This is a genomic window from Paracoccus pacificus, from assembly GCF_042680785.1.
GTDB lineage: Bacteria > Pseudomonadota > Alphaproteobacteria > Rhodobacterales > Rhodobacteraceae > Paracoccus > Paracoccus pacificus.
Window position 1 is genome coordinate 217,863 of sequence record NZ_JBHUEN010000021.1, and the last position, 22,430, is coordinate 240,292.

A 22,430-nucleotide genomic window follows, 5' to 3' on the forward strand; every position below is an offset into this window, starting at 1 on the left:
GCCGATGCTGAAGATCGACCCGGAATTCGCCGCTTTCCGCAACCGCGCCCGCAGCAGGCGCCGCCGTGAACGGGGGCTGCGCGTCGGTGGCGGCGCGGCGGCCCTGGTTCTGCTGGCGGGTCTGATCTGGGGGGTGGCGGCGCTGTGGTCGGGCGATCCGGCGCCGCCGGGTCCGAGGCCCTCGGTGCCAGCGGCGGCGGGCACCGACCCCGCCAGCACGGGCCCCGCCACCGCTGACCCCGCCACCACGGTCGCGGCCGCCGAGGGCTCTGACGGCGTAGCTGCTGGGGACGGCGACGAACAGATGGTGCAGGTGGAAAGCCAGTTCGACATCGCCCCCGTGGTCGTCGCCGATACGTTCACCAATATCCGCGGCGATCCGATGATCCTGCGGACCGAAACCGCCGAAGCTGCCAGCGCCCAGCCGCGCCGGCTGGAGGGTCCCTCGACGCTGGAGCCGACCCGCGTCGGCGCCCCCTCGCCCGAGCGGTTGGTGATGGTGCAAGAGGGGCTTTATGTCCGCGACCGGCGGCTGATGACGGCATTGCCGACCTCGCGTGAGGATTTCGCCTTGTTTCAAGCGCAGCGCAGCCGGGCTTTGCGCGGCCAGCCGGCGCCGGTTCCCGACGCAGGCCTTGGCCAGCCGCTGCCGGATGCGGCCCCTGCGGGCGACCCTGCGGCCGCCGTTGACCCGGTCCCTGCCGGTGCCTCACCGGATCCGATACCGGCAGGCGCGGCGGCGACCGGCTCCAGCACCGCGTTCTTGCGCGAATCGTCGCTGCGGCCGGTGTTGTGGCAGGACCTGCTGTTCCAGATCCGGGTCGAGACCGACCTCAAGACGCTTCTGGTCGATAACGGCTGGTCGGCGGGCGAGGCCGAAAGGCTGGCGGCACAGGCTGCGGCGGCGGGCCTTGGCGATGGCAAACCGCTGCAACCGGGCACGATCGTGGCGCTGCGCTATCGTCCGGGCGACGCGGGTAACCGCCTTTTGCAAATGTCGCTTTACGGTCCCGGCGGTTATCTGGGCAGCGTCGCCGATACCGGAAACGGGCTGGCGCCGGGCAGCGATCCGTGGATCTCGGTCGATCTCAACGTCGCGACCGGGCTTGGCGACGACGCGGTCGACATGCCCGGCGCGGCGCAGTTCCGGCTGCTGGACGCGCTTTACAGCGCCGCGATCCGCAAGAATGTCCCGACCGAGCTGGTGGGCGAGATGATCGCGATGATGTCGCAGGTCTATGATCTCGATGCGGTCGCCACCCCGGGCGATGTGCTGACGATGATCTATGCCGCCGACCCCGATCTGCGCGGGCCTTTGGCGGGGCGGGTGCTGTTTGCCGGGGTGAACGGCCCGTCGGGCGCAAAGCCCTGCTATGTCGTGCCCGACCCGGCCGCCCAAGGGTATCGCTGTCACGCCCCGGGGGCGCGGATCGCCGCCGCGCCGACGGGCGGTGCGCCGGTGCTGGACGCGCCGGTCGCGGGGGTGGTGCGGACCCGCTTTGGTCAGGACGGGGCGAAGGCGGTGACCTGGGACGCGGCCGCCGGAACGCCGGTCAGCGCCGCCGCCGCCGGCCGCGTCACCGCCATTGGCCCGGCACCGGCGGGCGGGCTGTCGGTGACCCTTGACGGTGGCGGCGGGGTTTCCACGCGTTACGAGGGTCTGGGGCCTCTGGCCAAAGGCGTCAGCGAAGGCGTGCAGCTGGCCGGTGGCGCGCCCCTTGGCGCGGTCGCCGCGCCCAAAGGCGGCGGGGATGCCGGGCTGACGTTCTACCTGATGCTGGACGGACGGCCCAGCGATCCGATGCGGGCCTTGGCGGGGGGGACGCAGGTTCTGGCCTCGAACGCGGTCGAATCGCTGATCGGGCGGATCATCAAGGTCGAAAGCGCCGGCAACGCGCAGGCCAAGAACCCGCTGTCGACGGCGACTGGACTCGGCCAGTTCATCGACGGCACGTGGATGCGGATGATGGGCACCTATCGGCCCGATATCGTCGGGGCGATGTCGCGCAGCGATGTGCTCGCGCTGCGGTTCGACCCCGGACTTTCGACCGAGATGGTCCGCCATCTGGCACAGGAGAATGAGGCTTATCTGCGCGCCCGCGGCCATGCGATCACCTCGGGCCGGTTGTATCTGGCGCATTTCCTTGGTCCCGAGGGCGCGCATCGCGTGCTGAGCGCACCGGCCGAGATGCCGGTGGTGCAGGTGGTGGGCCAAGGTGTCGTCGGCGCGAACCCCTTTCTTGCCGGGTACACGAACGCCCAACTGGTCGCGTGGGCCGAACGCAAGATGACCGGATCGGCGGTCATCGCCGCCACCCCCGCACCCGCCGCGCCCGCCCCGGTCTCACCCGAGGTCGAACGCTTCGTGCGCGCCATGGATGCGCTGCTGGCCGACGCCGGCGGGTCAGGCAACGGCGCGGGACCAGACGCCGGAAAGGCCGCGCCCGGCAAGGATGCCGCCCCGCCGGACGAACCCGCCAAAGGCTAGCGCCGCGCGATCCGTGCGGGGCGTTGACCGATTGCGAAGATCGCGCGGGTTTCCTTGACACAACACCGATCGGGTTCCACACTGGTCCCTACCTATCGGGATGACAGGCAAAAAGGAGGGGACCATGAATATGGAGCTCTCACGCCGCGGGTTCTTGCGACTTGCGGGCGCGGGGGTCGCGGCCAGTTCGCTTGGGGCAATGGGCTTCAATGCGGCGCAGGCAGCCGAAGAGGCGTATGTCCGTGCCTTCAAGCTGACCACCACGACCGAGACCCGGAACACCTGTCCATATTGCTCGGTCGCCTGCGGGATCATCATGTATTCCAAGGGCGATCTGAAGTCCGGCCAGACCGCCGAGCTTTTGCATATCGAAGGCGACGCCGATCACCCGACGAACCGGGGCACGCTTTGCCCCAAGGGCGCGGCGCTGAAGGATTTCGTCACGGCGCCGACCCGGTTGACCAAGCCCCGGCATCGCAAGCCGGGCGCCTCGGAGTTCGAGGAAATAAGCTGGGACGACGCGCTGAACATGATCGCCCGCGCGCTCAAGGACGACCGCGACGCCAACCTGATCGAAAAGAACGATGCGGGCGTCACCGTCAACCGCTGGACGACCACGGGTTTCCTTGCCGCGTCGGCGACGACGAACGAAACCGCATGGGCCACCTACAAGGTCGTCCGCAGCATGGGCATCGTCGGCTTCGATAACCAGGCGCGCGTTTGACACGGACCCACGGTGGCCAGTTTGGCTCCTACGTTCGGTCGCGGCGCGATGACCAACTCGTGGACGGACATCAAGAACGCTGATCTTGTCATCGTCATGGGTGGCAACGCAGCCGAAGCGCATCCCTGCGGCTTCAAATGGGTGACCGAGGCCAAGGCGCATCGCGGCGCCCGCCTGATCGTGGTCGACCCGCGTTATACCCGCACCGCCGCGGTGTCGGATTACTATGCCCCGATCCGCCCCGGCTCGGACATCGCCTTCCTGATGGGCCTGATCCGCTGGATGATCGAGAACGACAAGGTTCAGTGGGAATACGTCAAGAACTTCACCAATGCCGCCTTGCTGGTAAAGGATGAATTCGGCTGGGCCGACGGGCTGTTCAGCGGCTATGACGAGGAAAAGCGCGATTACGACAAGTCGAGCTGGGATTATAAGATCGGCGCGGACGGCTTTGCCGAGGTCGATATGACCTTGCAGGATCCGCGCTGCGTCTGGAACCTGCTCAAGGCGCATGTCGACGTCTATACGCCCGAGTTCGTCGAACGTGTCTGCGGCACCCCGAAAGAAAAGTTCCTGAAGATCGCCGAGATGATCGGCGAATGTTCGTCGCCCACCAAGACCATGACCTCGATGTATGCACTGGGCTGGACCCAGCATTCGAAGGGCGCGCAGAACATTCGCGGCATGGCGATGTTGCAGCTTGTGCTTGGCAATATCGGTGTCCGTGGGGGCGGGATGAATGCGCTGCGCGGTCATTCCAACATTCAGGGGCTGACCGATATCGGCCTGATGTCGAACCTTATCCCCGGCTATATGAGCATCCCGACCGAGAAAGAGGTCGACTGGGCCACCTACATGTCCAGCAAGGCGTACAAGCCCTTGCGGCCGAACCAGACCAGCTACTGGCAGAACTACCCGAAATTCATGGTCAGTTTCATGAAGGCCATGTGGGGCGACGCGGCGACGGCTGAAAACAACTGGGCCTATGATTATCTGCCCAAGCTGGACGTGCCGACCTATGACGTCCTGCGCATGTTCGAGCTGATGAAAGAGGATCGGGTCAACCTGTACTTCTGTCAGGGCTTCAACCCGCTTCTGGCTTTCCCCAACCGGGCCAAGCTGACCGAGGCGCTGTCAAAGCTGAAGCTTCTGGTGGTCATGGACCCGCTGGCGACCGAAACCGCCGCCTTCTGGCAGAACCACGGCGAATATAACGACGTGGACAGCGCCGCGATCCAGACCGAGGTGCTGGAACTGCCCTCGACCTGCTTTGCCGAGGATGACGGCGCGCTGGTCAACTCGGGCCGCTGGCTGCAATGGCACTGGGCCGGCGTGACCCCGCCGGGCGAGGCCAAGCACGACGCCTGGATCATGGCGCAGATCTTCCTACGGGTGCGCGAGCTGTACCGCAGCGAGGGCGGAGTTCTGCCCGAGCCGATCCTGAACCTGACCTGGGACTATGCGGACGAGAACGAACCCTCGCCCGAGGAACTCGCGAAAGAACTGAACGGCCGCGCGCTTGCCGACGTGCTCGACCCCGCCGACCCGACCAAGGTGCTGACCGCCAGCGGCAAGCAGCTTCTGAACTTCAGCCAGTTGCGCGACGACGGCTCGACCATGTCGGCATGCTGGATCTATTCCGGCTGCTGGAACGAGGACGGCAACAACATGGCGCGGCGCGACAACGCCGACCCCGACGAGACCGGCATGTTCTCGAACTGGGCGTTCTCATGGCCGCTGAACCGGCGCATTCTGTATAACCGCGCCTCGGCCGACATGCAGGGCAAGCCTTGGGACCCGGAGCGCAAGATCATCGAATGGGACGGGGCGAAATGGTCGGGATATGACGTGCCCGACATCGGCGTCACCGCCAAGCCCGACGAGGTCGGCCCGTTCATCATGAACGCCGAGGGCACCTCGCGGCTGTTCAGCCGGGCGATGATGCGCGACGGCCCGTTCCCGACCCATATGGAGCCGTTCGAAACCCCGGTCGCCAACGTCCTTAACCCGGCGATGCGCGGCAATCCGGTGTCACGGGTGTTTGTCGACGACGCGGCGCAATTCGCCACCAGCGATGAGTTCCCGTTTGTCGGCACCTCGTACCGGCTGACCGAGCATTTCCATTACTGGACCAAGCACAACCCGGTCAACGCCGTGTTGCAGCCCGAATTCTTCGTAGAACTCAGCGAGGAACTCGCGTCCGAGAAAGGCATCCAGAATGGCGGCTGGGTCCGGGTCTGGTCAAAGCGGGGCGAGGTGAAAGCCAAGGCCGTGGTGACCAAGCGCATCCGGCCGCTGCAATGCGACGGCAAGACCGTCCATATCGTCGGCATACCGCTGCACTGGGGCTTTATCGGTGCGGCCAAGAAGGGTTGGGGGCCGAATACCCTCACACCCTTTGTCGGTGACGCCAATGTAGAGACGCCAGAGTTCAAGGCGTTCCTGATCAACATTGAACCCGCCACGGGGGAGGCCGTGTCATGAGCGATCTTGCCCCGGAACCAAAAACCGCCGCCGCCAACCCGCCCGTACAGCCGATGACGGGCAATCTGGGACCGGCCGCGGTGGTCATGTCCTCGGCCGGCGGGACGGTCGCGGAGCAGCCGACCGAAATGGCCAAGGTCGCCAAGCTGATCGACGTCAGCAAATGCATCGGCTGCAAGGCCTGCCAGTCGGCCTGTATCGAATGGAACGACACCCACCCGGCGGTGGGGGTCAATTTCGGCAGCTATGAAAACCCGCGCGACCTGTCGCCGGAAATGTTCACGCTGATGCGTTTCTCGGAATGGGTGAACCCCGAGACCGACAATCTGGAATGGCTGATCCGCAAGGACGGCTGCATGCATTGCGCCGATCCCGGCTGTCTCAAGGCCTGTCCGGCGCCGGGCGCCATCGTGCAATATTCCAACGGGATCGTCGATTTCATCCATGATAATTGCATCGGCTGCGGCTATTGCGTGACCGGCTGCCCGTTCAATATTCCGCGCATCAGCCAGGTCGATCACAAAAGCTATAAATGCACCCTGTGTTCGGACCGGGTGGCGGTGGGTCAGGGACCGGCCTGCGCCAAGGCCTGCCCGACACAGGCGATCGTCTTCGGCACCAAGGAGGATATGATCACCCATGCCAACGCGCGGGTCGAGGACCTGAAGTCCCGCGGTTACGACAACGCGGGGATTTATGACCCGCAGGGCGTCGGCGGTGCGCATGTGTTTTACGTGTTGCAGCATGCCGACAAGCCGCAGCTTTATTCCGACCTGCCGGCGGACCCGAAAATCTCGCCCGTGGTGGCGGGATGGAAGGGCGTGACCAAGACCGTCGGCCTTGCCGCGATCGGCATCGCGGCGGTCGGCTCGGTTCTGCATGGCCTTCTGGCGCGGCCGAATACGGTCTCGGTCGCGGATGACGAGAACGCCGAAGAGCTGGTCGACGACAGCCCGGGCGCGGCCGATGTCCCGGTCGCCAACAAGGAGGCCTAGGCGCAATGGCACGACGCATCTTTTCGCAGGCCGGCGACCGGATCGAAACCAAGGATCCGGTCATCGTCAGTCGCTATCGCGGCATCACGCGGCTGAACCACTGGGTCACCGCCATCTCGCTGATCCTTCTGCTTCTCTCCGGCATGGCGTTGTTCGATCCGGCGCTTTATTTCCTGACCGGACTGTTCGGCGGCGGCCAGACCACCCGCTGGATCCATCCGTTCATCGGCGTGCTGCTGTTCTTCAGCTTCCTGTTGCTGTTTTTGCAGATGTGGCGGCTGAACCTGCCGCGCCCCGAGGATACGACATGGGTCGCCAATATCGGTGATCTGGTCACCGGGAACGAGGAAAGCCTGCCGGAACTGGGCAAATACAACGCCGGGCAAAAGCTGGTTTTCTGGGCGATGGCGGGGCTGATCGTGATCCTGATCGGGACCGGAATCATGATCTGGCAGGAATATTTCCCGGATATCGTGTCGATCCCGGCCCGGCGCATCGCGGTTCTGGTCCATGCCATCGCGGCGGTGCTGATCATCCTTGTCTTTATCATGCATGTCTATGCGGCGATCTGGACCCGCGGCACCATCCGCGCCATGACCCGCGGCACGGTGACCGGCGGCTGGGCGTGGAAGCATCATCGCAAATGGTTGCGCGAACTTGCTGGACGCGAGGGGAAGGGTCCGGCAGAGTAACCCGACGGCCGAATGGCCATTGGGACCCAAATGACGACAAAACTTGAGCCGAACCCACAGTTGATCGGCGGCGTGGCCAAGCCGCCGTTCGCCGTCACGCCGGATCCGCAGGCGGAATTCACCCGCCGGGCGGATCGCTTTGACTGGTTGTCGCGGACCGGCAATCTTGGGTCCTATCTGCAATTCATGGCCGGGATCGCCCGCGCGCAGGCGACGGTCGCGGGCGCGCTGACCGCCCCGGCGCCCTTGCCCGAGCAGCGGATCGAGCTGTGCCGCGCAAGCCGGATGCCGCCGCTGGACCGCGACGTGATCGCGCGCTCGGACCTGATGGCAAAGGCGGTTTCGCTGATGATCGCGGCGCTTGCGGAACTCGACATGCCCGAGGCCGCGCGTCAGGCGCTGGAGGCGCTCGGGCAGGCGGGCCCCGAAGATCGCGCCTGGCTGATCGACAATGTCATGGCCCGGGCAATCCCCCCCGACAGCATCGGCCCGCATATGTTTGCGGCCGCCGCCGTGCAGGTGGTCATGGCGCTTCATGCGCAGACGCTGGATGCGGCCCGTCTGGTGCCGGTCCAGGTCGGTATCTGCCCGTCCTGCGGCGGTGTTCCGGCAAGCTCACGCGTGACCGAACGGCTTGGCGCCGAGGGCGTGCGCTATGCCTTTTGCGCCACCTGCGCGACCGAATGGAACGAGGTGCGCGTCAAGTGCCTGTGCTGCGGCTCGACCAAGGGGATCAGCTATCGCTCGGTCGAGGATGAGAACGCCACCGTGAAGGCCGAGGTCTGCACCGAGTGCAATTCATGGGTGAAAATTCTGTATCACAACAAGAACCCCTCGCTTGACCCCATTGCCGACGATGTGGCGAGTCTGGGGCTTGATCTGCTGATGCGCGACACCGGCTTTCGCCACGGCGGGTTCGATCCCTTCATTCAGGGGCTGTGAATGGGCGATCTGCGGGGATTGCCGTCGGTGGACCGGCTGTTGTCGCAGGCCGGTGATCTGGTGGACCGCCATGGCCGAATGCAGGTCACGCGGGCCATGCGGGCGGAACTGTCGCGTTTGCGGACCGACCGCCCGGACCCGCTGCCCGACGCGGACGCCATCGCGGCGACGGTTGCGGCCGATCTGGACCGCCGCGCGCAGTCAAAGCTGCGTCCGGTCCTGAACCTGACCGGCACCATCCTGCACACCAATCTGGGCCGCGCCCTGCTGGCCGACGCCGCGATCGAGGCCGCCGTCGCCGCCATGCGCGATGCCGCCGCGCTGGAATTCGACCTAGAGGGCGGCGGGCGCGGACAACGTGACGATCACCTGCGCGAGTTGCTGTGCGAATTGACCGGGGCCGAGGATGCCACCATCGTCAACAACAACGCCGCCGCGGTGCTGATCGCGCTGAACACGCTTGGCCTTGGGCGCGAGGCGGTGGTTTCGCGCGGCGAGCTGATCGAGATCGGCGGCGCCTTCCGCATGCCCGACATCATGGCCCGTGCCGGCGTGACCCTGCGCGAGGTCGGAACCACCAACCGCACCCACCGCCGCGACTATATCGGCGCGATCGGACCGGACACCGGCCTGATCCTCAAGATTCACACCTCGAATTACCGGATCGAGGGGTTCACGGCCGAGGTCACGGCGGCAGAGCTTGCGGTTATCGCGCGGGACGCGGGCATACCCTTGGTGAACGACCTCGGATCCGGCACCTTGGTCGATCTGTTTGCCTTTGGACTGCGGCCAGAACCCACCGTGGCCGAGGCCGTGGCCGAGGGCGCCGATCTGGTGACCTTTTCCGGCGACAAGCTGCTGGGCGGTCCTCAGGCCGGGTTCATCGTCGGGCGCAGGGATCTGATCGCGGCGATCAACCGCAACCCGATGAAGCGCGCCCTGCGTCTGGACAAGATCCGCATCGCCGCGATCGAGGCGACCTTGCGGCTGTATCTGGATCCCGACCGGCTGACGGAACGGCTGCCGACGCTGCGGCTTTTGTCGCGTCCGCAGGCCGAAATAGCGGCGCAGGCGGCACGTCTTGCCCCGCAAGTCGCGGCGCGGCTTCCCGGCTGGACGGTCGAGGTCTGCGACTGCGCCAGTCAGGTCGGATCGGGCGCGGTGCCGACGGATACGCTGCCCAGCAGCGGTTTGCGGATCAGCGGAGATACGGGGAACGCGCCGGAACGCCTCGCCGCCACATTGCGGGCCGCCGATCGGCCGGTGATCGGCCGTATCCACGACGGCGCGCTGATCCTTGATCTGCGCTGCCTTGCCGATGAAAAGGCGCTGCTGGCCGCCTTTCGATGATTGTTGGCACCGCCGGACATATCGACCATGGCAAGACCGCGCTGGTGCGCGCCCTGACCGGCGTCGATGCCGACCGTCTGGCCGAGGAAAAGGCCCGCGGCATCACCATAGACCTGGGCTTCGCCTATGCCGATCTGGGCGGCGGGGCGATCACCGGCTTTGTCGATGTGCCGGGGCATGAACGGTTTGTGCATACGATGCTGGCCGGCGCCGGCGGCATCGACCTGGCACTTCTGGTCGTGGCGGCCGACGATGGCGTCATGCCGCAAACCCGCGAGCATCTGGCGATCCTTGACCTTCTGGGGGTGCGTCGCGGCATCGTCGCGCTGACCAAATCGGATCTGGCCGCCCCGGATCGCACGGCCGAGATCGCGGCGCTTTTGCGGGGCACAGGGCTCGCCGATGCGCCGATCATGCCGGTGTCCTCGGTGACGGGGCAGGGGATCGGAGCACTGCGCGCGGCATTGCGGATCGCCGAGACCGAGACGGCCGAGCGCGCGGCCTCTGGGCGGTTTCGCATGGTCATCGACCGCAGCTTTACGCTGACCGGGGCCGGGACGGTGGTGACCGGCACCGTCGTCTCGGGGCAGGTGGCGGTCGGGGATCAGCTTGTGATCAGCCCGGCGGGCCTGACGGCGCGGGTGCGCGGCATCCATGCCCAGAACCGTCAGGCCGAGCGCGCGCTGACCGGGCAACGCTGCGCCCTGAACCTTGCCGGCGACGGCATCAACAAAGACCGCATCCGTCGCGGCGACGTGGCAGTTGATCCCGCGCTGCACGCGCCGGTCACCCGTATTGACGCCGAATTCCGCCTGCTGGCGTCCGAGACAAAGCCGGTCTCAACCGCCTTTCCCGCCCATCTGCATTGCGGCGCGGTCGAGGTTCAGGTGCGCGTCGTCCCGCTTGGCGATCCGATCGCACCGGGCCAGACGGGACCCGTGCAGCTTGTTCCCGATCGCCCCATCGCGGCCAGCATCGGCGACCGTTTTATCCTGCGCGATGCCTCGGCCCGGCGCACGCTGGGGGGTGGCCGGCTTCTGGACCTGCGCCCGCCGGCACGGCATCGCCGCGCGCCCGAGCGTGTCGCGCTGCGGCATGCTGCCGGCCTAGCCACCCCGGCGCAGGCCCTTGCCGCGCAGGCGGCGTTGGGTCCCGTCGATCTGGCCGTCTTTGCCCGCGACCGCGCCATGTCCGATGCGCAGCTTGCCGATGCGGCCGAGGGGCTGGCGGTGCTCGACTCGGGCCACGCCCTGTCGCCGGGGCTGCTGGATGCGCTGACCGAAGCCGTTTCCGCCCGGATCGCCGCGTATCACGAGACCAACCCCGATCATCAGGGGCTGGGCCGGGAAAAGCTGCGCCTGATGCTGACGCCGCGCCCGCAACCGCCGGCATTTCAGGCGCTGCTGCGCCGGATGATCGCCGAGGGCCGCGTCGTCGCGGAAGGCGCCTTTCTGCGGCTGCCCGGCCATGTCGTGCGGCTGTCGGCGCAGGATCAGGATCTGCTTGACCGGATCGAGCCGCTGCTTAGCGGAGAGGCCCGCTTTCGTCCGCCCCGGGTCCGCGATTTCGCCAATGATCTTGGGGTGGCCGAGGTCGATGTGCGCCGCGTCCTGCGCATGGCCGCGCGTCTGGGGCGTGTCGATCAGATCGCGCATGACCATTTTTTCGCGCGCAGCACCACAACCGAAATGGTCGCGATCATCCATGACATCGCCCGCAGCACGCCCGATGGCTGGTTCGGCGCGCCGGCCTTTCGGGACCGGGTGATGAACGGGCGCAAGGTCGCGATCGAGATACTGGACTTCTTCGACCGCCACGGGCTCACCCAGCGGCGCGGCGATCTGCGGCGCGTGAACCCGCATCGCGCCGACCTGTTCGGCGGCTTCTCTGACCCGGGACCAGAAACATGAGCACGGATTTCGACGACTGGCTGACCCGGACCCATGCCGAGGCCGGCGATTTCACCGTTCTGGTGGTGCTGGTCGGCATCGCCGAGGACCGCGTCGATCTTTTGCGCTCGACCCATATGCATGTGATGGGAACCGAGATTGAATGGGCGCAACTGGCGCAGATGCTGGACGGCTCTGGCGTCGCGTGGTCGGGCGTCGTGCTGTTTCGCGCCGGGCGCGAGGGGCTTGTGCCCGACGACGAGGCCCGCAACCGGCTGCAATCCCTGATGCGGGCGATGACCGCCGATCGCGGCCTAATCCGCGACGGCGCATTTTTCAACCGCGACGGGCTGAGCCTGCGTCTGGACGACGCCGAACCGCAGCCGCCGCGACTTACCTAGACTGGGGTTCAGAGGGTTCGCTTAGCAATTAGGTGGTGGCGGGGGGCGCAGGTCCAGACCCTGCACGACCAGCGACTGCCCCGATTTCGCCGGATCAATCGCCGCCACACAGTCAGGGTTCGCGCCCGGCGTGGTCTGCGCGGTCGGCGAGGGCGCCTGACTGGAAGGCGAAGGCGCGGGCGTGGGTTCGACCGAGGCGGTGGCACCCGCCGCAGGCGTGGCGGCAGTATCAGGCGTTGCAGCAGTCGCCGGGGCAGCGCCGGATGCGCCTGCCGCCGGGTCGGGCGCGGTCGCTGGCCCTTGGGCGGTTCCCTCGGTCGCGGTGCCGGTGGGTGCGGTCGTAGTCGCAGCATCGGGTGCAGGCGAGGCCGCTGTATCAGGTGCTGCGGTGGTCGCAGCGGCGTCAGGCGATCCTGCTGGCGGTTCGGGTGCAGTCGCCGGCTCCGAGGCGGTTCCCTCGGTCGCGGTGCCGGTGGGTGCGGTGGTGGTCGCACCGGTCGCCGGCGAGGCCGCTGTATCAGGCGCTGTGGTGGTCGCAGTCGCGTCGGGCGATCCTGCTGCCGGTTGGGGTGCGGTTGCTGGCTCCGGGAGGGTTCCCTCGGACGCGGGGCCGGTGGGTGCGGTGGTGGTCGCATCGGCCGCCGGCTGTTCGGCGATTGTCGGTTTGGTGGGAACAGCGGGGGGGACATCGCTCGGCGTCGGTGCCGCCGTCGTCGCAGGTGCCGCGCCGGTCGCGTCGGTCTCGGGTGCGGTGCCTTGCGGGGCGGTGGGGTCGGGGGCTGTCCCGGAGGCTGGGGCTGGCGGTGCTGGCGGCGTGGTGGGCGCGGCCGCCGGTGCTGCCCCATCCGGCGCCGGGGTGACGGTTACCGGCGGCGGGCCGGGCGGAAGTGTCACGGGCGCGGGGACGACGGGCGGGCTGGGTGCGATGACCGGCGGGGTCGCGCCCGGCGCGGGTTCAGCCGGTGCCGGCGTTTGCGCCAGACCGGCGGGTGCCGTCAGCATAAGGGTCATCGCGGCGGTCGCGAAAGCGCCGCAAATTCGGGGGGATATGGATCGCATCGGTAACCTCATGCTGGCGAAGGGCGTGCAGGGTCGATTCAAGGAACCGAACGCCGTTTTGCCGCGCGGGGTTCCTGTTCAGACTAGCGTAACCCCTTGGGCGCCGCCTGTCACCTCGCCGACCTCGGCCGCGAGCGGATAACCCGCCTCGCGTATGGTTTTCACAAGGCGCGGTGCCGCATCCGGCGCGCAGCTGATCAGCAGTCCGCCCGAGGTCTGCGGGTCGGTCAGCACCTTTAACTGCCATTCGGGCAGGTCCTTGGGAAGCGTCACGTCGGCCCCGTAGGCGGCCCAGTTGCGGGCCGAGGCGCCGGTGGCATAGCCCGCCTGCGCCAGTTCCGCCGTCTGCGCCAGCAGCGGCAGTTCGGCCAGATTCAAACGCAGCCCCATGCCGGCCCCGCGCGAAAGCTCCAGCGCGTGGCCCAGAATGCCGAAGCCGGTGACATCGGTGATCGCATGCACCTGCGGGTTGTCGGACAAGCTGGTCCCGATCCGGTTCAGAAGCGTGGTCGAGGCGACCATTTCGGCATAGCCGGCCCGGTCCAGCGCGCCTTTCTTGATAGCGGCGGAATAGATGCCGACCCCCAGCCCCTTGGTCAGGATCAGCCGATCGCCCGATTGCGCGGCCGAGTTGCGCCGCAGTTTTTCGGGCGAGACGAGGCCGATGACCGCAAGGCCATAGATCGGCTCGGGCGCGTCGATGGAATGGCCGCCGGCGACCGGAATGCCGGCCTCGGCGCAGATGTCGCGACCGCCGGCAAGGATCTCGCGGATGGTCTCGGGGGCCAGCTTGTCGATCGGCATGCCCAGAATGGCCAGCGCCATGATCGGCCGGCCGCCCATCGCATAAACGTCCGAGATCGCATTCGTCGCCGCGATACGGCCGAAATCGCGCGGATCGTCGACCATCGGCATGAAGAAATCGGTGGTGGCGATCACGCAGGTCTTGTCGTCGATTTGCCAGACCGCGGCATCATCGGCGGTTTCGGTCCCGACCAGAAGCTGCGGAAAGGCCTGCGCGACGGGCTGATCGGCCAGCAATTCGCGCAGGACCGAGGGCGCCAGCTTGCAGCCGCATCCACCGCCATGGGCAAGCGCGGTCAATCGGGTTTCGGTCATGGTCAGCCCTTTCCAGCAAAGATCAGTGCGGCGCGCCAAAGCACCGCGTCAGACAAACACCAACATCAGTCCGGGGAACAGCAAGAAGATCACGATCCGCAGCAGGTCCACCAGAATGAACGGCGTGATGCCGCGATAGATCTCGCGCAGTTTCAGGTCGGGCCGCATGCCGGCCAATACGAACAGGTTGATGCCGACCGGGGGCGTGATCATGCCGATCTCGATGATCATGACGTTCATGATCCCCCACCACACCGGGTCATAGCCAAGCTGCCCGACGACCAGCGGAAAGACGAAGGGCATGGTCAGGATCATCGCCGCCATGGCGTCGAAAACGCAGCCGAGCGCCAGATACAGCACGATCACCACCGCAACGATCGCGATGGGCGGCAGGTCCAGACCGCCGACCCAGGCCACGGTCGCGGCGGGCAGCCCGGTCAGGGTCAGGAAGGATTTGTAGATCTCGGCCCCGATCAGGATCAGATAGATCATCGCGATATTCGCGGCCGCGCGCCGCAACGTGTCGGCAAAGTTCGCGCGCGTCAGCCGCTGCCGGATCAGGCAGGTCGCAAAGACCAGCGCGACTCCGACCGCCGCGCCTTCGTTGACGGTGAAGATGCCGGAATAGATGCCGCCCAGCATGACGACGGCGACCGCCAGCGTCAGCCGTGCATAGCCGAGTGCGGCGAATCTTTCGGACCAAGGCGCGCGCGGCATGGGGATGCCGTCGCCCGGGTTGCGGAGCAAAAAGATGCGCACCGCTATGAAATACAGCAGCACCGCGACAAGGCCCGGGATGATCGCCGCGCGGAACAGGTCCAGCACGTTCTGCTGGGTCAGGATCGCATAGACCACCATGATGACCGAGGGCGGGATCAGCGACCCGAGCGTGCCGCCCCCGGCGATCGACCCCGCGATCAGTGCGTCGGAATAGCCGCGCCGGCGCATCTCCGGCAGCGCGACCTGCACCATGGTCGCGGTCGTCGCGACCGAACTGCCGCAGATCGCGCCGAAGGCCGCGCAGGCGGCGATCGTGGTCAGGGCAAGCCCGCCCTTCAGATGCCCGATCCAGGCGTGCGCCAGGCGATAGATCTCGGACGACAGACCGGCCACGATCGCGAAACCGCCCATCAGGATGAACAGCGGAATGACGATCAGATCCTGCGAGGACAGCGCCTGCACCGTGGCGGTTCCGAACAGCGAAAAGACCGAGGCGCCGGGGCTCATCATCAGTGTGCCGATGACCCCGACCGCCGCCATCGCGGCGGCGATGGGCACGCCCAGCATGATGATCGCCAGAAGCGCGATCAGACCAAGGATTCCGACGGCGACAAGGCTCATTCGACGGTCTCGATCACCAGAGGGGGCGGTTCGGATGCGGCAAAGCTGCGCGCCGCCTGTTCGGCAATGATCCCGCACTGGACCAGGACCGAGATCCACAGGCAGCCCGAGGCGACCGCCCATGCAGGCCAGCGCGGCAGCTCGATCAGCCATGTCGTCTCGCCCGAGCGCCACAGGTCCAGCGTGTAAAGGCTGACCCACCACGCCATCAGGCCAAACATCGCCAGAAGCGACAGATCACCCAGCAGGCGCAGCGCCTCGCGCAGGCGCCACGGCAGGGCGTCCGCGACAAAGCGCACCGTGATCGCGGCGCGATTGGCCAGCATCGCGGGAAAGCAGGCCGCGACCGCGATGATCGCAAGCGGACCGTAGATATCCGAAAGGCCGTCCATCCCTGCTGTCCGCAGCCCGTCGTCAAGCCCCGGCCAGCCCGCGCGCAGATTATTCACCGGGCCGGATCGCAGCACGATTTCCAGTATCGTCAGGCCCGTCACCGCCAACAGCGCCGACAGTCCGATCACCGCGACCCAGCTTGCCAGTCGGGTCATTCGGCAAGGGCCGCCTTGGCCGCATCAAGGATTTCCTGACGCCCGTCGCCTTTCTGGACCCAAGCCTCGGTGACCTGCGCCAGCACCTCGTTCGCCTTGGCCAGATCCTCGGCCGAAAGCTCGACGAACACATGGTCGCCGGCGGCTTTCAGCTTTTCCGTGACCGCGGCGGTCTGGGCGTCCATGTTCTTGCCAAGCTCGGTCGTGAACCATTCTCCGGCAAGCTGATCCATCGCCGCCTTGGATTTGTCCGACAGCCCGTCGTAACGGGTCTTGGTCATCGGGAACAGCACCGCGAAATTGCCAAGGGGCAGGTTGGTGACATGGTATTTCAGCAGATCGCCGACGCCGAAGTTATAGAGGTTGCCGGTGTCGACCAGCGCCCCGTCGATCAGCCCGCGGCTGACGTTTTCGGCAAGACCGGTAGCGGGGATGTTCGACACCGGCACGGCGCCCAGCCGGCTGACGATCTGGGCCTGCGTCTGCCCGGAAACCCGCAGCTTCTTGCCGCGCAGGTCGGCCAGGCTTTCGATCTTGTCCTTGGTATGGATGAAATAGGGGCCGGATTGCAGCACGCCCACGGTAACCAGATCGTCTATGCCCTTGATCTTGCCATCGGCGATCAGCTTCAGACTGGCCAGCGACCCGTCCGAGTTCGATTGCGCAAGGTTCGGAAGCTCGAACACGTCAAGCCCCTCGATCCGGCCCGGCGTATAGGGCAGCGGCACCTCGGCCAGATCGGCCACACCGTCCTGCACCAGTTTCAACTGCACCTCGCCACCGGACACCAGCGATCCGCCCGGATAAAGCTCGATCTTCAGTGCGCCATCGCTACGGGTGGCGGCCTCTTTGATCAGCGCCGGCGCGCTTTGGGCGTTGTTCACCGTGGTGGCGGGCAGGAACGAGGAATATTTCAGCGTATCGGTCGCATCCTGCGCGAATGCGGCGCCGGCGGCGCACAGGATGGCAGCGGTCAGAAGGGGACGAATATTCAAAGCGTTATCCTTTCCTGCTACAATGGGATATGGCCGACCTGCTTGCGATCGGCCTCGTCAATGGCTTCAGGGTATCCTGCATCAGCATAGCGTATGACGCCAAGCGCGGTGTCATTGGTCAGCGCGCGGTCCAGACGGGTATCGGCGGCTGGCGTGCCGTCGGCGACCACCGTCACCCCGGCCGAGGTCATGTAACCGGCATAACCGCCGCCGCCCGAATGCACCGCCACCAGATCGGCGCCCGAGGCGCAAAGCGTCATCGCGTCGATCAGCGGCCAGTCGGCGATGGCGTCCGAGCCGTCGCGCATGTTCTCGGTCATGATGTTCGGATGCGCCATCGCGCCGGCGTCCAGATGGTCGCGCGAAAACGCGACCGGCCCGGCCAGATCGCCATCGGCCACCATTCCGTTGACCGCGCGCGCCAGTGCCGTGCGTTCGCCATGGCCAAGCCAGGCGATGCGGGCGGGCAGCCCCTCGAACGGAACGTTTTCGCGGGCGAGGCGAATCCAGTTGGTCACGATCCGGTTGTCGGGGAACATCCGCAACACCAGATCGTCGATCTTGCGGATGTCGTCCGGGTCCCCCGACAGCGCCATCCAGCGGAAGGGACCGATGGCGCGGGCGAAAAGCGGGCGCAGATAGGCCTCGGTGAAGATCGGGATGTCAAAGGCGTTCTCGACCCCGCCCTGCTGCGCCTGTGTGCGGATAAGGTTGCCGTTGTCGAAAACCTCGGCGCCGCGTTTCTGAAATTCCAGCATGGCGCGGACGTGACTGGCGATGCTGGCGCGCCCGGCCTCGATCAGCTCATCCGGGTTCTGGTCGCGCAGGCGGCGCACCCGGTCAAGATCGTAGCCGGCCGGCACATAGCCATAGACCAGATCATGGGCCGAGGTCTGGTCGGTCACGATATCGGGGACGATGCCGCGCGCCGCGATCTCAGGGTAAATCTCGGCGGCATTGCCGATCAGGCCGACCGACAGGGCGCGGCCTTCGGATTTCGCGGCCTCGATCATGGCAAGCGCGCTGTCCAGATCGGGCGCGATCTCGTCCAGAAAACCGATCTGCTTGCGCATTTCGGCACGCTTGGGATCAATGTCGACACACAGGATCGCCGCCCCGGCCATGCGTCCCGCCAAGGGCTGCGCACCCCCCATGCCACCCAGACCGGCGGTCAGGATGAAGCGGCCCTTCAGGCTGCCGCCAAAGCGCCGCTCGGCGATGCGCATGAAGATCTCGTAGGTGCCCTGAATGACGCCCTGACTGCCGATGTATTGCCATGCCCCGGCGGTCAGCCCGCCCCAGCAGATCAGGTCCTTGCGTTCCAGATCATAGAACACATCCGCCTTGGCCCATTGCCCGACGATGTTGCAATTCGCCATGATGACCATCGGTGCCGCCGCCGAGGTTTTCAAAAGCCCCACCGGCTTGCCCGACTGGATGATCAGCGTCTGATCCTCGTCCATATCCAGCAGGGTCTGCACGATGGCGTCATGCGCGGGCCAGTTGCGCGCGGCCTTGCCCAATGCGGCATAGACGATCAGCTTCTCGGGCGCTTCGCCCACCGCTAGGACGTTTTCAAGCAGCCGCAAAAGCCCCTCGGCGCGCCATGATTTCGCCCGCCGCTCGGGTCCGCCGGGGATCGGAAAGTCCGGGTGCCGGGGGTTAGGACTTGGCATCGACGCCCTCCAGCGCGTAACGGGCCAGTTCGATCCCCATCGCCCGCTCGCAGGAGGGATAGACCGAGGGGTCGAGCACGCTTGCACTCAGCGGGATGATGGTTTTCGGAACGTGCAGGACGTGGATTTTCATGCCGACTTCAAGCTGACCCACCGAAAGCGGTTCGGCGTCCTGCGACAGCGTCGTGATCACATCGGGAAAGCTGGCGATGCGTTTGCCCGAAGCATCGTCGATACCCATGTATTCGTTCATCACGTGCAGGGTCAGCGCCGTGTCGCCGCGCCCCACGGTGAGGGTGCCGATGTCGAAAGCCTCGGGGGTATAGACCACATCCTTGGCGGTCACCTCGCCCTCCATCAGGATGGTGCCGCCGGTCTTTTCGACGATGGCGTCGATGACGGCGGCGGGGCCTTTCGGCGCGGCGGCAAGGATCGCGTGACCCAGATCCAGCGCCATCGAGATTCCGCCAAGCGCCGCGTTCTTCGCCACGTATGACGCGCGCAGCGGGTTGCGGGCGCTGGCGATGAAACCGCCCGACATGTCGGCGGCGGTGCGCAAGATGGGCGAGATCTTGGCGGTCGCGCCGCGCACCACCAGTTCGATATAGCGGTTCTGTTCGCGGTTGCCGCCGACCGCGGTCTGGATCATCTGCTCGGGCGAGGCCGCCATGCCGATCGACCCCATGTCGCCGGTCGGATGGGCGCGGATGTCGCCCACGGCGTCGACCACCTTGCAGCCAAGGATCGCGGCGGGCAGCCATCCGTTCAGGGTCGAGGATTTGCCGTTCTGCCCGACCATCAGCCCGGCGACCGGCGTGCCCAGCGCCTCGTTCAGCAGTTGCACCGATTTGACGTAATCGACGCCGCGCATCTCCCACGGTGTGGTCGAGGCCGGGGCGCCGATGGCGGCGGCGGTGGCGATGTAATCGTCGGGGTCGAGTTCGTCCACGCTGACCAGTTCGGGCGCGCCGGCGTTCACTGCGGCATAGCCGAGCTTGCGGCCGTGATCGGCCCAGCCGCCGCCGCCCGCCGCATAGACCGATCCGCCGCGCACGGCGGGTTCAACGTCTGCTTCGGTCAGGATGCGTCCCATCTTATTCCCCTTCCTTGTCGATCTCGATGACCGTGCGGGCCATGACCTCGGCGCCAAGCGCGATCTCGATCGTTTCGGTCCATTCCTCGGCGGTATGGCTGCGCCCGTCCTTCGACGGCACGAAAACCATCGCCGCCGGACCCAGCCGCGCCATATAGGCGGCGTCGTGACCCGCGCCCGAGGTCATCGGGCGCTGGCTGATGCCGGCGTCATCGGCGGCGCGGGCCAGCACGGCCAAAAGGCCCGGATCCATCGGCACCGGCGGGTTGTCCGAAATGACCCGGATGTCGAGACTGACCCCCGGCGCTTTCAGCGCCTGCGCCCAGGCGATGAAGGCCTCCATATCGGGGCGCTGTTCGGCGCGCGCGTCGATCAACATGCGGACATGGCCGGGGATGACGTTGGCGGCGTTCGGCGCGATCTCGAACTCGCCCACGGTGGCGGTGAAATGCCGGCCCGCGCGCGGGCGGCTGGCCTCGTCGCGGACGGCCGTGACCAGTCCGGCGGCGGCGACCAGCGCATCGGCGCGGGCATCCATCGGCGTGGTGCCGGCGTGATCCGGGCGGCCGGTCACGGTAATCTCGATCCGGGTGATGCCGGCGATCGCGCCGACCAGCCCGATGTCGATGCCGGCGCGTTCCAGCACGGTGCCCTGTTCGATATGCAGTTCCAGATAGGCCTTCAGCGGCGCCGACAGGGGCGTGCCGAGCTGCGCGGGCGCCCCGCCGACCGCCGCGATGGCGTCACGCAGGCTGCGCCCTTCCCACTGGCGGGTCAGCCATTCGGGCGGCATGACCCCGGCCATCGCGCGCGAGCCGATGCACGAGACGCCGAAGCCCGAGACCTCCTCGGCCAGAAAATCCACCACCGCCAGATCATGGCGCAAGCTGATGCCGCGTTCGTCCAGCGCGCGGGCGATCTCCAGCGCGGTGATCACGCCCGCGATGCCGTCGAACCGGCCGCCGTCCGGCACGGTGTCGGAATGGCTGCCGATCAGGATCGTTCCCAGCCCGGAAACCGCGCCCGGGCGCCGCCCGATCAGGTTGCCGCCCGCGTCGGTCGAAACCTCAAGCCCGGCGGCGGCGAAGGCATCCCGCAGCCAGTCGCGGCCCCGGTCGAACATCGGCGTGAAGCTGCGCCGGGTCCACGGCCGTTCAGGCTCGGTGATCTCGGCCAGCGCCGCGATATCGGCGGCGATACGGTCGGTCGATACGGTCAGGTTGCCTTTCAATGGACCGGCCTCCGCAAGGGCAGGGGCGAGGGCGGGCGCACGAAGCTGCCGGTGCCCTCGGGCGCGACGCTGGCGCCGTCAAAAACCTGCATGCCGCGCAGCCAGGTGCCCGCGACCGTCCATGGCAGTTCGATCCCGTCATAGGGCGACCAGCCCGCGACCGAGAACTTGCTGGCGGCGGCGTCATAGACGCGGGGCACGGGTTCCAGCACGATCAGGTCGGCGTCGCGGCCGACCGCGATTCCGCCCTTGCGATGATCCAATCGGAAATGCCGCGCCGGGTTTTCCGCCATCAGCCGCGCCGCCCATGTCAGCGGAATGCCGCGATCCAGCGCGCCGCGCACGAACAGCGGCACCATCACCTCCAGCCCCGGCACGCCCGAGGCGTTCTTCAGCATGTCCGGGTCGTTCTTGCGGTCCAGCGACCAGCTGACGTGATCGGTCGAGACCATCGAGACATTCCCCGCCGCCACTTGCCGCCACAGGCTTTCGACCTCGGCGCGGGGCCGGATCGGCGGGTTGATCTTGGCCCTGCCGCCCAGCCGCGCGACATCGTTTTCCTCGTCCAGCGTCAGATAATGGATGCAGCATTCGATGGTCGAGACGAACCCCTGATCGCGATAGCTGCGCGCTAGCTCATAGCCCCGGTCAAGCGAGCAGTGCACGACATGGGCCGGACAGCCGGTCTCGGCCCCGGTCTCGTAGATCTGCAAAAGCGCCAGAATTTCGGTCATCGGCGGCCGCGACAGGCCATGCGCGCGCCAGTCGGTGATGCCCGAGGTCTGAACCGCCGCCATCGCCTCGCGCACATAGGCGTCATCCTCGTTATGGACCCCGGCGGCAAGCCCGGTCTTGGCCACCTCGGCAAAGGCGGCCAGCAGCAGCGCCGGCGGGATGCGGGGAAACCGCTTCGGATCGGTGCCGAAGGTCGAGAATTTGAAGGCGCACACCCCGGCCTCGGCCTGTTCGGCGATGCGGGCGGGGCCTTCCTCGGGGTCGATCGTGCCATAAAGCGCCACGTCGACGCGGGCCTCGGCCTCGGCGCGGGCGGCCTTGCGTCCGACGGCGGCGGCGGAAGCGATCAGGTCGCCCTCGTCATAGGGCATGTCGACGATGGTGGTGACGCCGCCCGCGGCCGCCGCGGCGGTCGAGGCGGCAAAGCCCTCGGCGCCTTTCTGCGACAGGGAATGGACCTGTGCGTCGACCGCGCCAGGCAGGATCAGCGCCGCCCCCAGATCATGGCTGTCGCGCCCGGCCGGGGCGGCGCCCTGTCCGATCAGCGCGACCTTGCCGTCGCTGACGGCGACGAAGCCGTTTTCGACTTCGCGATCTGTCAGGACGACGCGGCCCCGCACCACCAGATCGAAATCCGCCATGTCTTCTCCTTGTGGTTCTGTCTACCG

18 protein-coding genes are annotated in these 22,430 nt (G+C 67.0%); 9 read left to right on the forward strand and 9 right to left on the reverse strand.

The features are described 5' to 3' along the window. The first annotated feature begins 4 nt into the window (after window positions 1–4). From ACFSCT_RS09100 to ACFSCT_RS09135, 9 genes are all read left to right on the forward strand, one after another. The gene (locus ACFSCT_RS09100; RefSeq protein WP_379142085.1) at window positions 5–2,488 is read left to right on the forward strand and encodes a peptidoglycan DD-metalloendopeptidase family protein; all 2,484 of its coding nucleotides are present in this window, start codon (window positions 5–7) and stop codon (window positions 2,486–2,488) included. 124 nt (window positions 2,489–2,612) lie between these two features. Continuing rightward, window positions 2,613–3,212 (forward strand): molybdopterin-dependent oxidoreductase, encoded by a 600-nt coding sequence (locus ACFSCT_RS19560; RefSeq protein WP_465263179.1) that lies wholly within the window; start codon window positions 2,613–2,615, stop codon window positions 3,210–3,212. Window positions 3,213–3,224: 12 nt separating this feature from the next. Next, the gene (gene fdnG / locus ACFSCT_RS09105; RefSeq protein WP_465263180.1) at window positions 3,225–5,696 is read left to right on the forward strand and encodes a formate dehydrogenase-N subunit alpha; all 2,472 of its coding nucleotides are present in this window, start codon (window positions 3,225–3,227) and stop codon (window positions 5,694–5,696) included. Next, a complete protein-coding gene (gene fdxH / locus ACFSCT_RS09110; protein WP_379142087.1) occupies window positions 5,693–6,691 on the forward strand; it encodes a formate dehydrogenase subunit beta in 999 nt (332 codons plus the stop codon). The genes fdnG and fdxH overlap by 4 nt, the downstream gene beginning before the upstream one ends. Before the next feature lie 5 nt (window positions 6,692–6,696). Continuing rightward, the gene (locus ACFSCT_RS09115; RefSeq protein ID WP_379142088.1) at window positions 6,697–7,383 is read left to right on the forward strand and encodes a formate dehydrogenase subunit gamma; all 687 of its coding nucleotides are present in this window, start codon (window positions 6,697–6,699) and stop codon (window positions 7,381–7,383) included. A 30-nt stretch (window positions 7,384–7,413) separates the two neighbouring features. Continuing rightward, on the forward strand, window positions 7,414–8,325 hold the full coding sequence (gene fdhE, locus ACFSCT_RS09120; RefSeq protein ID WP_379142090.1) for a formate dehydrogenase accessory protein FdhE: 912 nt from the start codon (window positions 7,414–7,416) through the stop codon (window positions 8,323–8,325). Then, complete coding sequence (selA, locus tag ACFSCT_RS09125; protein WP_379142092.1) at window positions 8,326–9,675, forward strand: L-seryl-tRNA(Sec) selenium transferase; 1,350 nt, start codon at window positions 8,326–8,328, stop codon at window positions 9,673–9,675. It begins immediately after the preceding gene. After that, window positions 9,672–11,585 (forward strand): selenocysteine-specific translation elongation factor, encoded by a 1,914-nt coding sequence (gene selB / locus ACFSCT_RS09130; protein WP_379142093.1) that lies wholly within the window; start codon window positions 9,672–9,674, stop codon window positions 11,583–11,585. Before selA ends, selB begins: the two co-directional genes overlap by 4 nt. Further along, on the forward strand, window positions 11,582–11,965 hold the full coding sequence (locus tag ACFSCT_RS09135; protein WP_379142096.1) for a hypothetical protein: 384 nt from the start codon (window positions 11,582–11,584) through the stop codon (window positions 11,963–11,965). The genes selB and ACFSCT_RS09135 overlap by 4 nt, the downstream gene beginning before the upstream one ends. A gap of 21 nt (window positions 11,966–11,986) precedes the next feature. Here the strand turns inward: ACFSCT_RS09135 and ACFSCT_RS09140 are convergent, their stop codons facing one another. The 9 genes from ACFSCT_RS09140 to ACFSCT_RS09180 form a co-directional block, all read right to left on the reverse strand. Further along, window positions 11,987–13,024, reverse strand: a complete 1,038-nt coding sequence (locus tag ACFSCT_RS09140; RefSeq protein ID WP_379142097.1) for a hypothetical protein — start codon at window positions 13,022–13,024, stop codon at window positions 11,987–11,989. A gap of 78 nt (window positions 13,025–13,102) precedes the next feature. Then, window positions 13,103–14,143, reverse strand: coding sequence for a selenide, water dikinase SelD (gene selD, locus ACFSCT_RS09145; protein ID WP_379142099.1), 1,041 nt, complete (start codon window positions 14,141–14,143; stop codon window positions 13,103–13,105). 48 nt (window positions 14,144–14,191) lie between these two features. Further along, window positions 14,192–15,484 (reverse strand): TRAP transporter large permease, encoded by a 1,293-nt coding sequence (locus ACFSCT_RS09150; protein WP_379142100.1) that lies wholly within the window; start codon window positions 15,482–15,484, stop codon window positions 14,192–14,194. After that, window positions 15,481–16,032: a TRAP transporter small permease subunit gene (locus ACFSCT_RS09155; RefSeq protein WP_379142102.1), complete on the reverse strand. Its 552-nt coding sequence runs from the start codon at window positions 16,030–16,032 to the stop codon at window positions 15,481–15,483. The genes ACFSCT_RS09150 and ACFSCT_RS09155 overlap by 4 nt, the downstream gene beginning before the upstream one ends. Continuing rightward, window positions 16,029–17,027, reverse strand: a complete 999-nt coding sequence (locus ACFSCT_RS09160; RefSeq protein WP_379142104.1) for a TRAP transporter substrate-binding protein — start codon at window positions 17,025–17,027, stop codon at window positions 16,029–16,031. The genes ACFSCT_RS09155 and ACFSCT_RS09160 overlap by 4 nt, the downstream gene beginning before the upstream one ends. 17 nt (window positions 17,028–17,044) lie before the next feature. Further along, window positions 17,045–18,703, reverse strand: a complete 1,659-nt coding sequence (locus ACFSCT_RS09165; protein ID WP_379142107.1) for a urocanate hydratase — start codon at window positions 18,701–18,703, stop codon at window positions 17,045–17,047. Beyond that, window positions 18,690–19,796: a DUF917 domain-containing protein gene (locus ACFSCT_RS09170; RefSeq protein ID WP_379142109.1), complete on the reverse strand. Its 1,107-nt coding sequence runs from the start codon at window positions 19,794–19,796 to the stop codon at window positions 18,690–18,692. The genes ACFSCT_RS09165 and ACFSCT_RS09170 overlap by 14 nt, the downstream gene beginning before the upstream one ends. Window position 19,797: 1 nt before the next feature. Next, window positions 19,798–21,027: a Zn-dependent hydrolase gene (locus tag ACFSCT_RS09175; RefSeq protein ID WP_379142111.1), complete on the reverse strand. Its 1,230-nt coding sequence runs from the start codon at window positions 21,025–21,027 to the stop codon at window positions 19,798–19,800. Beyond that, window positions 21,024–22,403, reverse strand: a complete 1,380-nt coding sequence (locus ACFSCT_RS09180; RefSeq protein ID WP_379142112.1) for a dihydroorotase — start codon at window positions 22,401–22,403, stop codon at window positions 21,024–21,026. Before ACFSCT_RS09180 ends, ACFSCT_RS09175 begins: the two co-directional genes overlap by 4 nt. Window positions 22,404–22,430 lie beyond the last annotated feature (27 nt).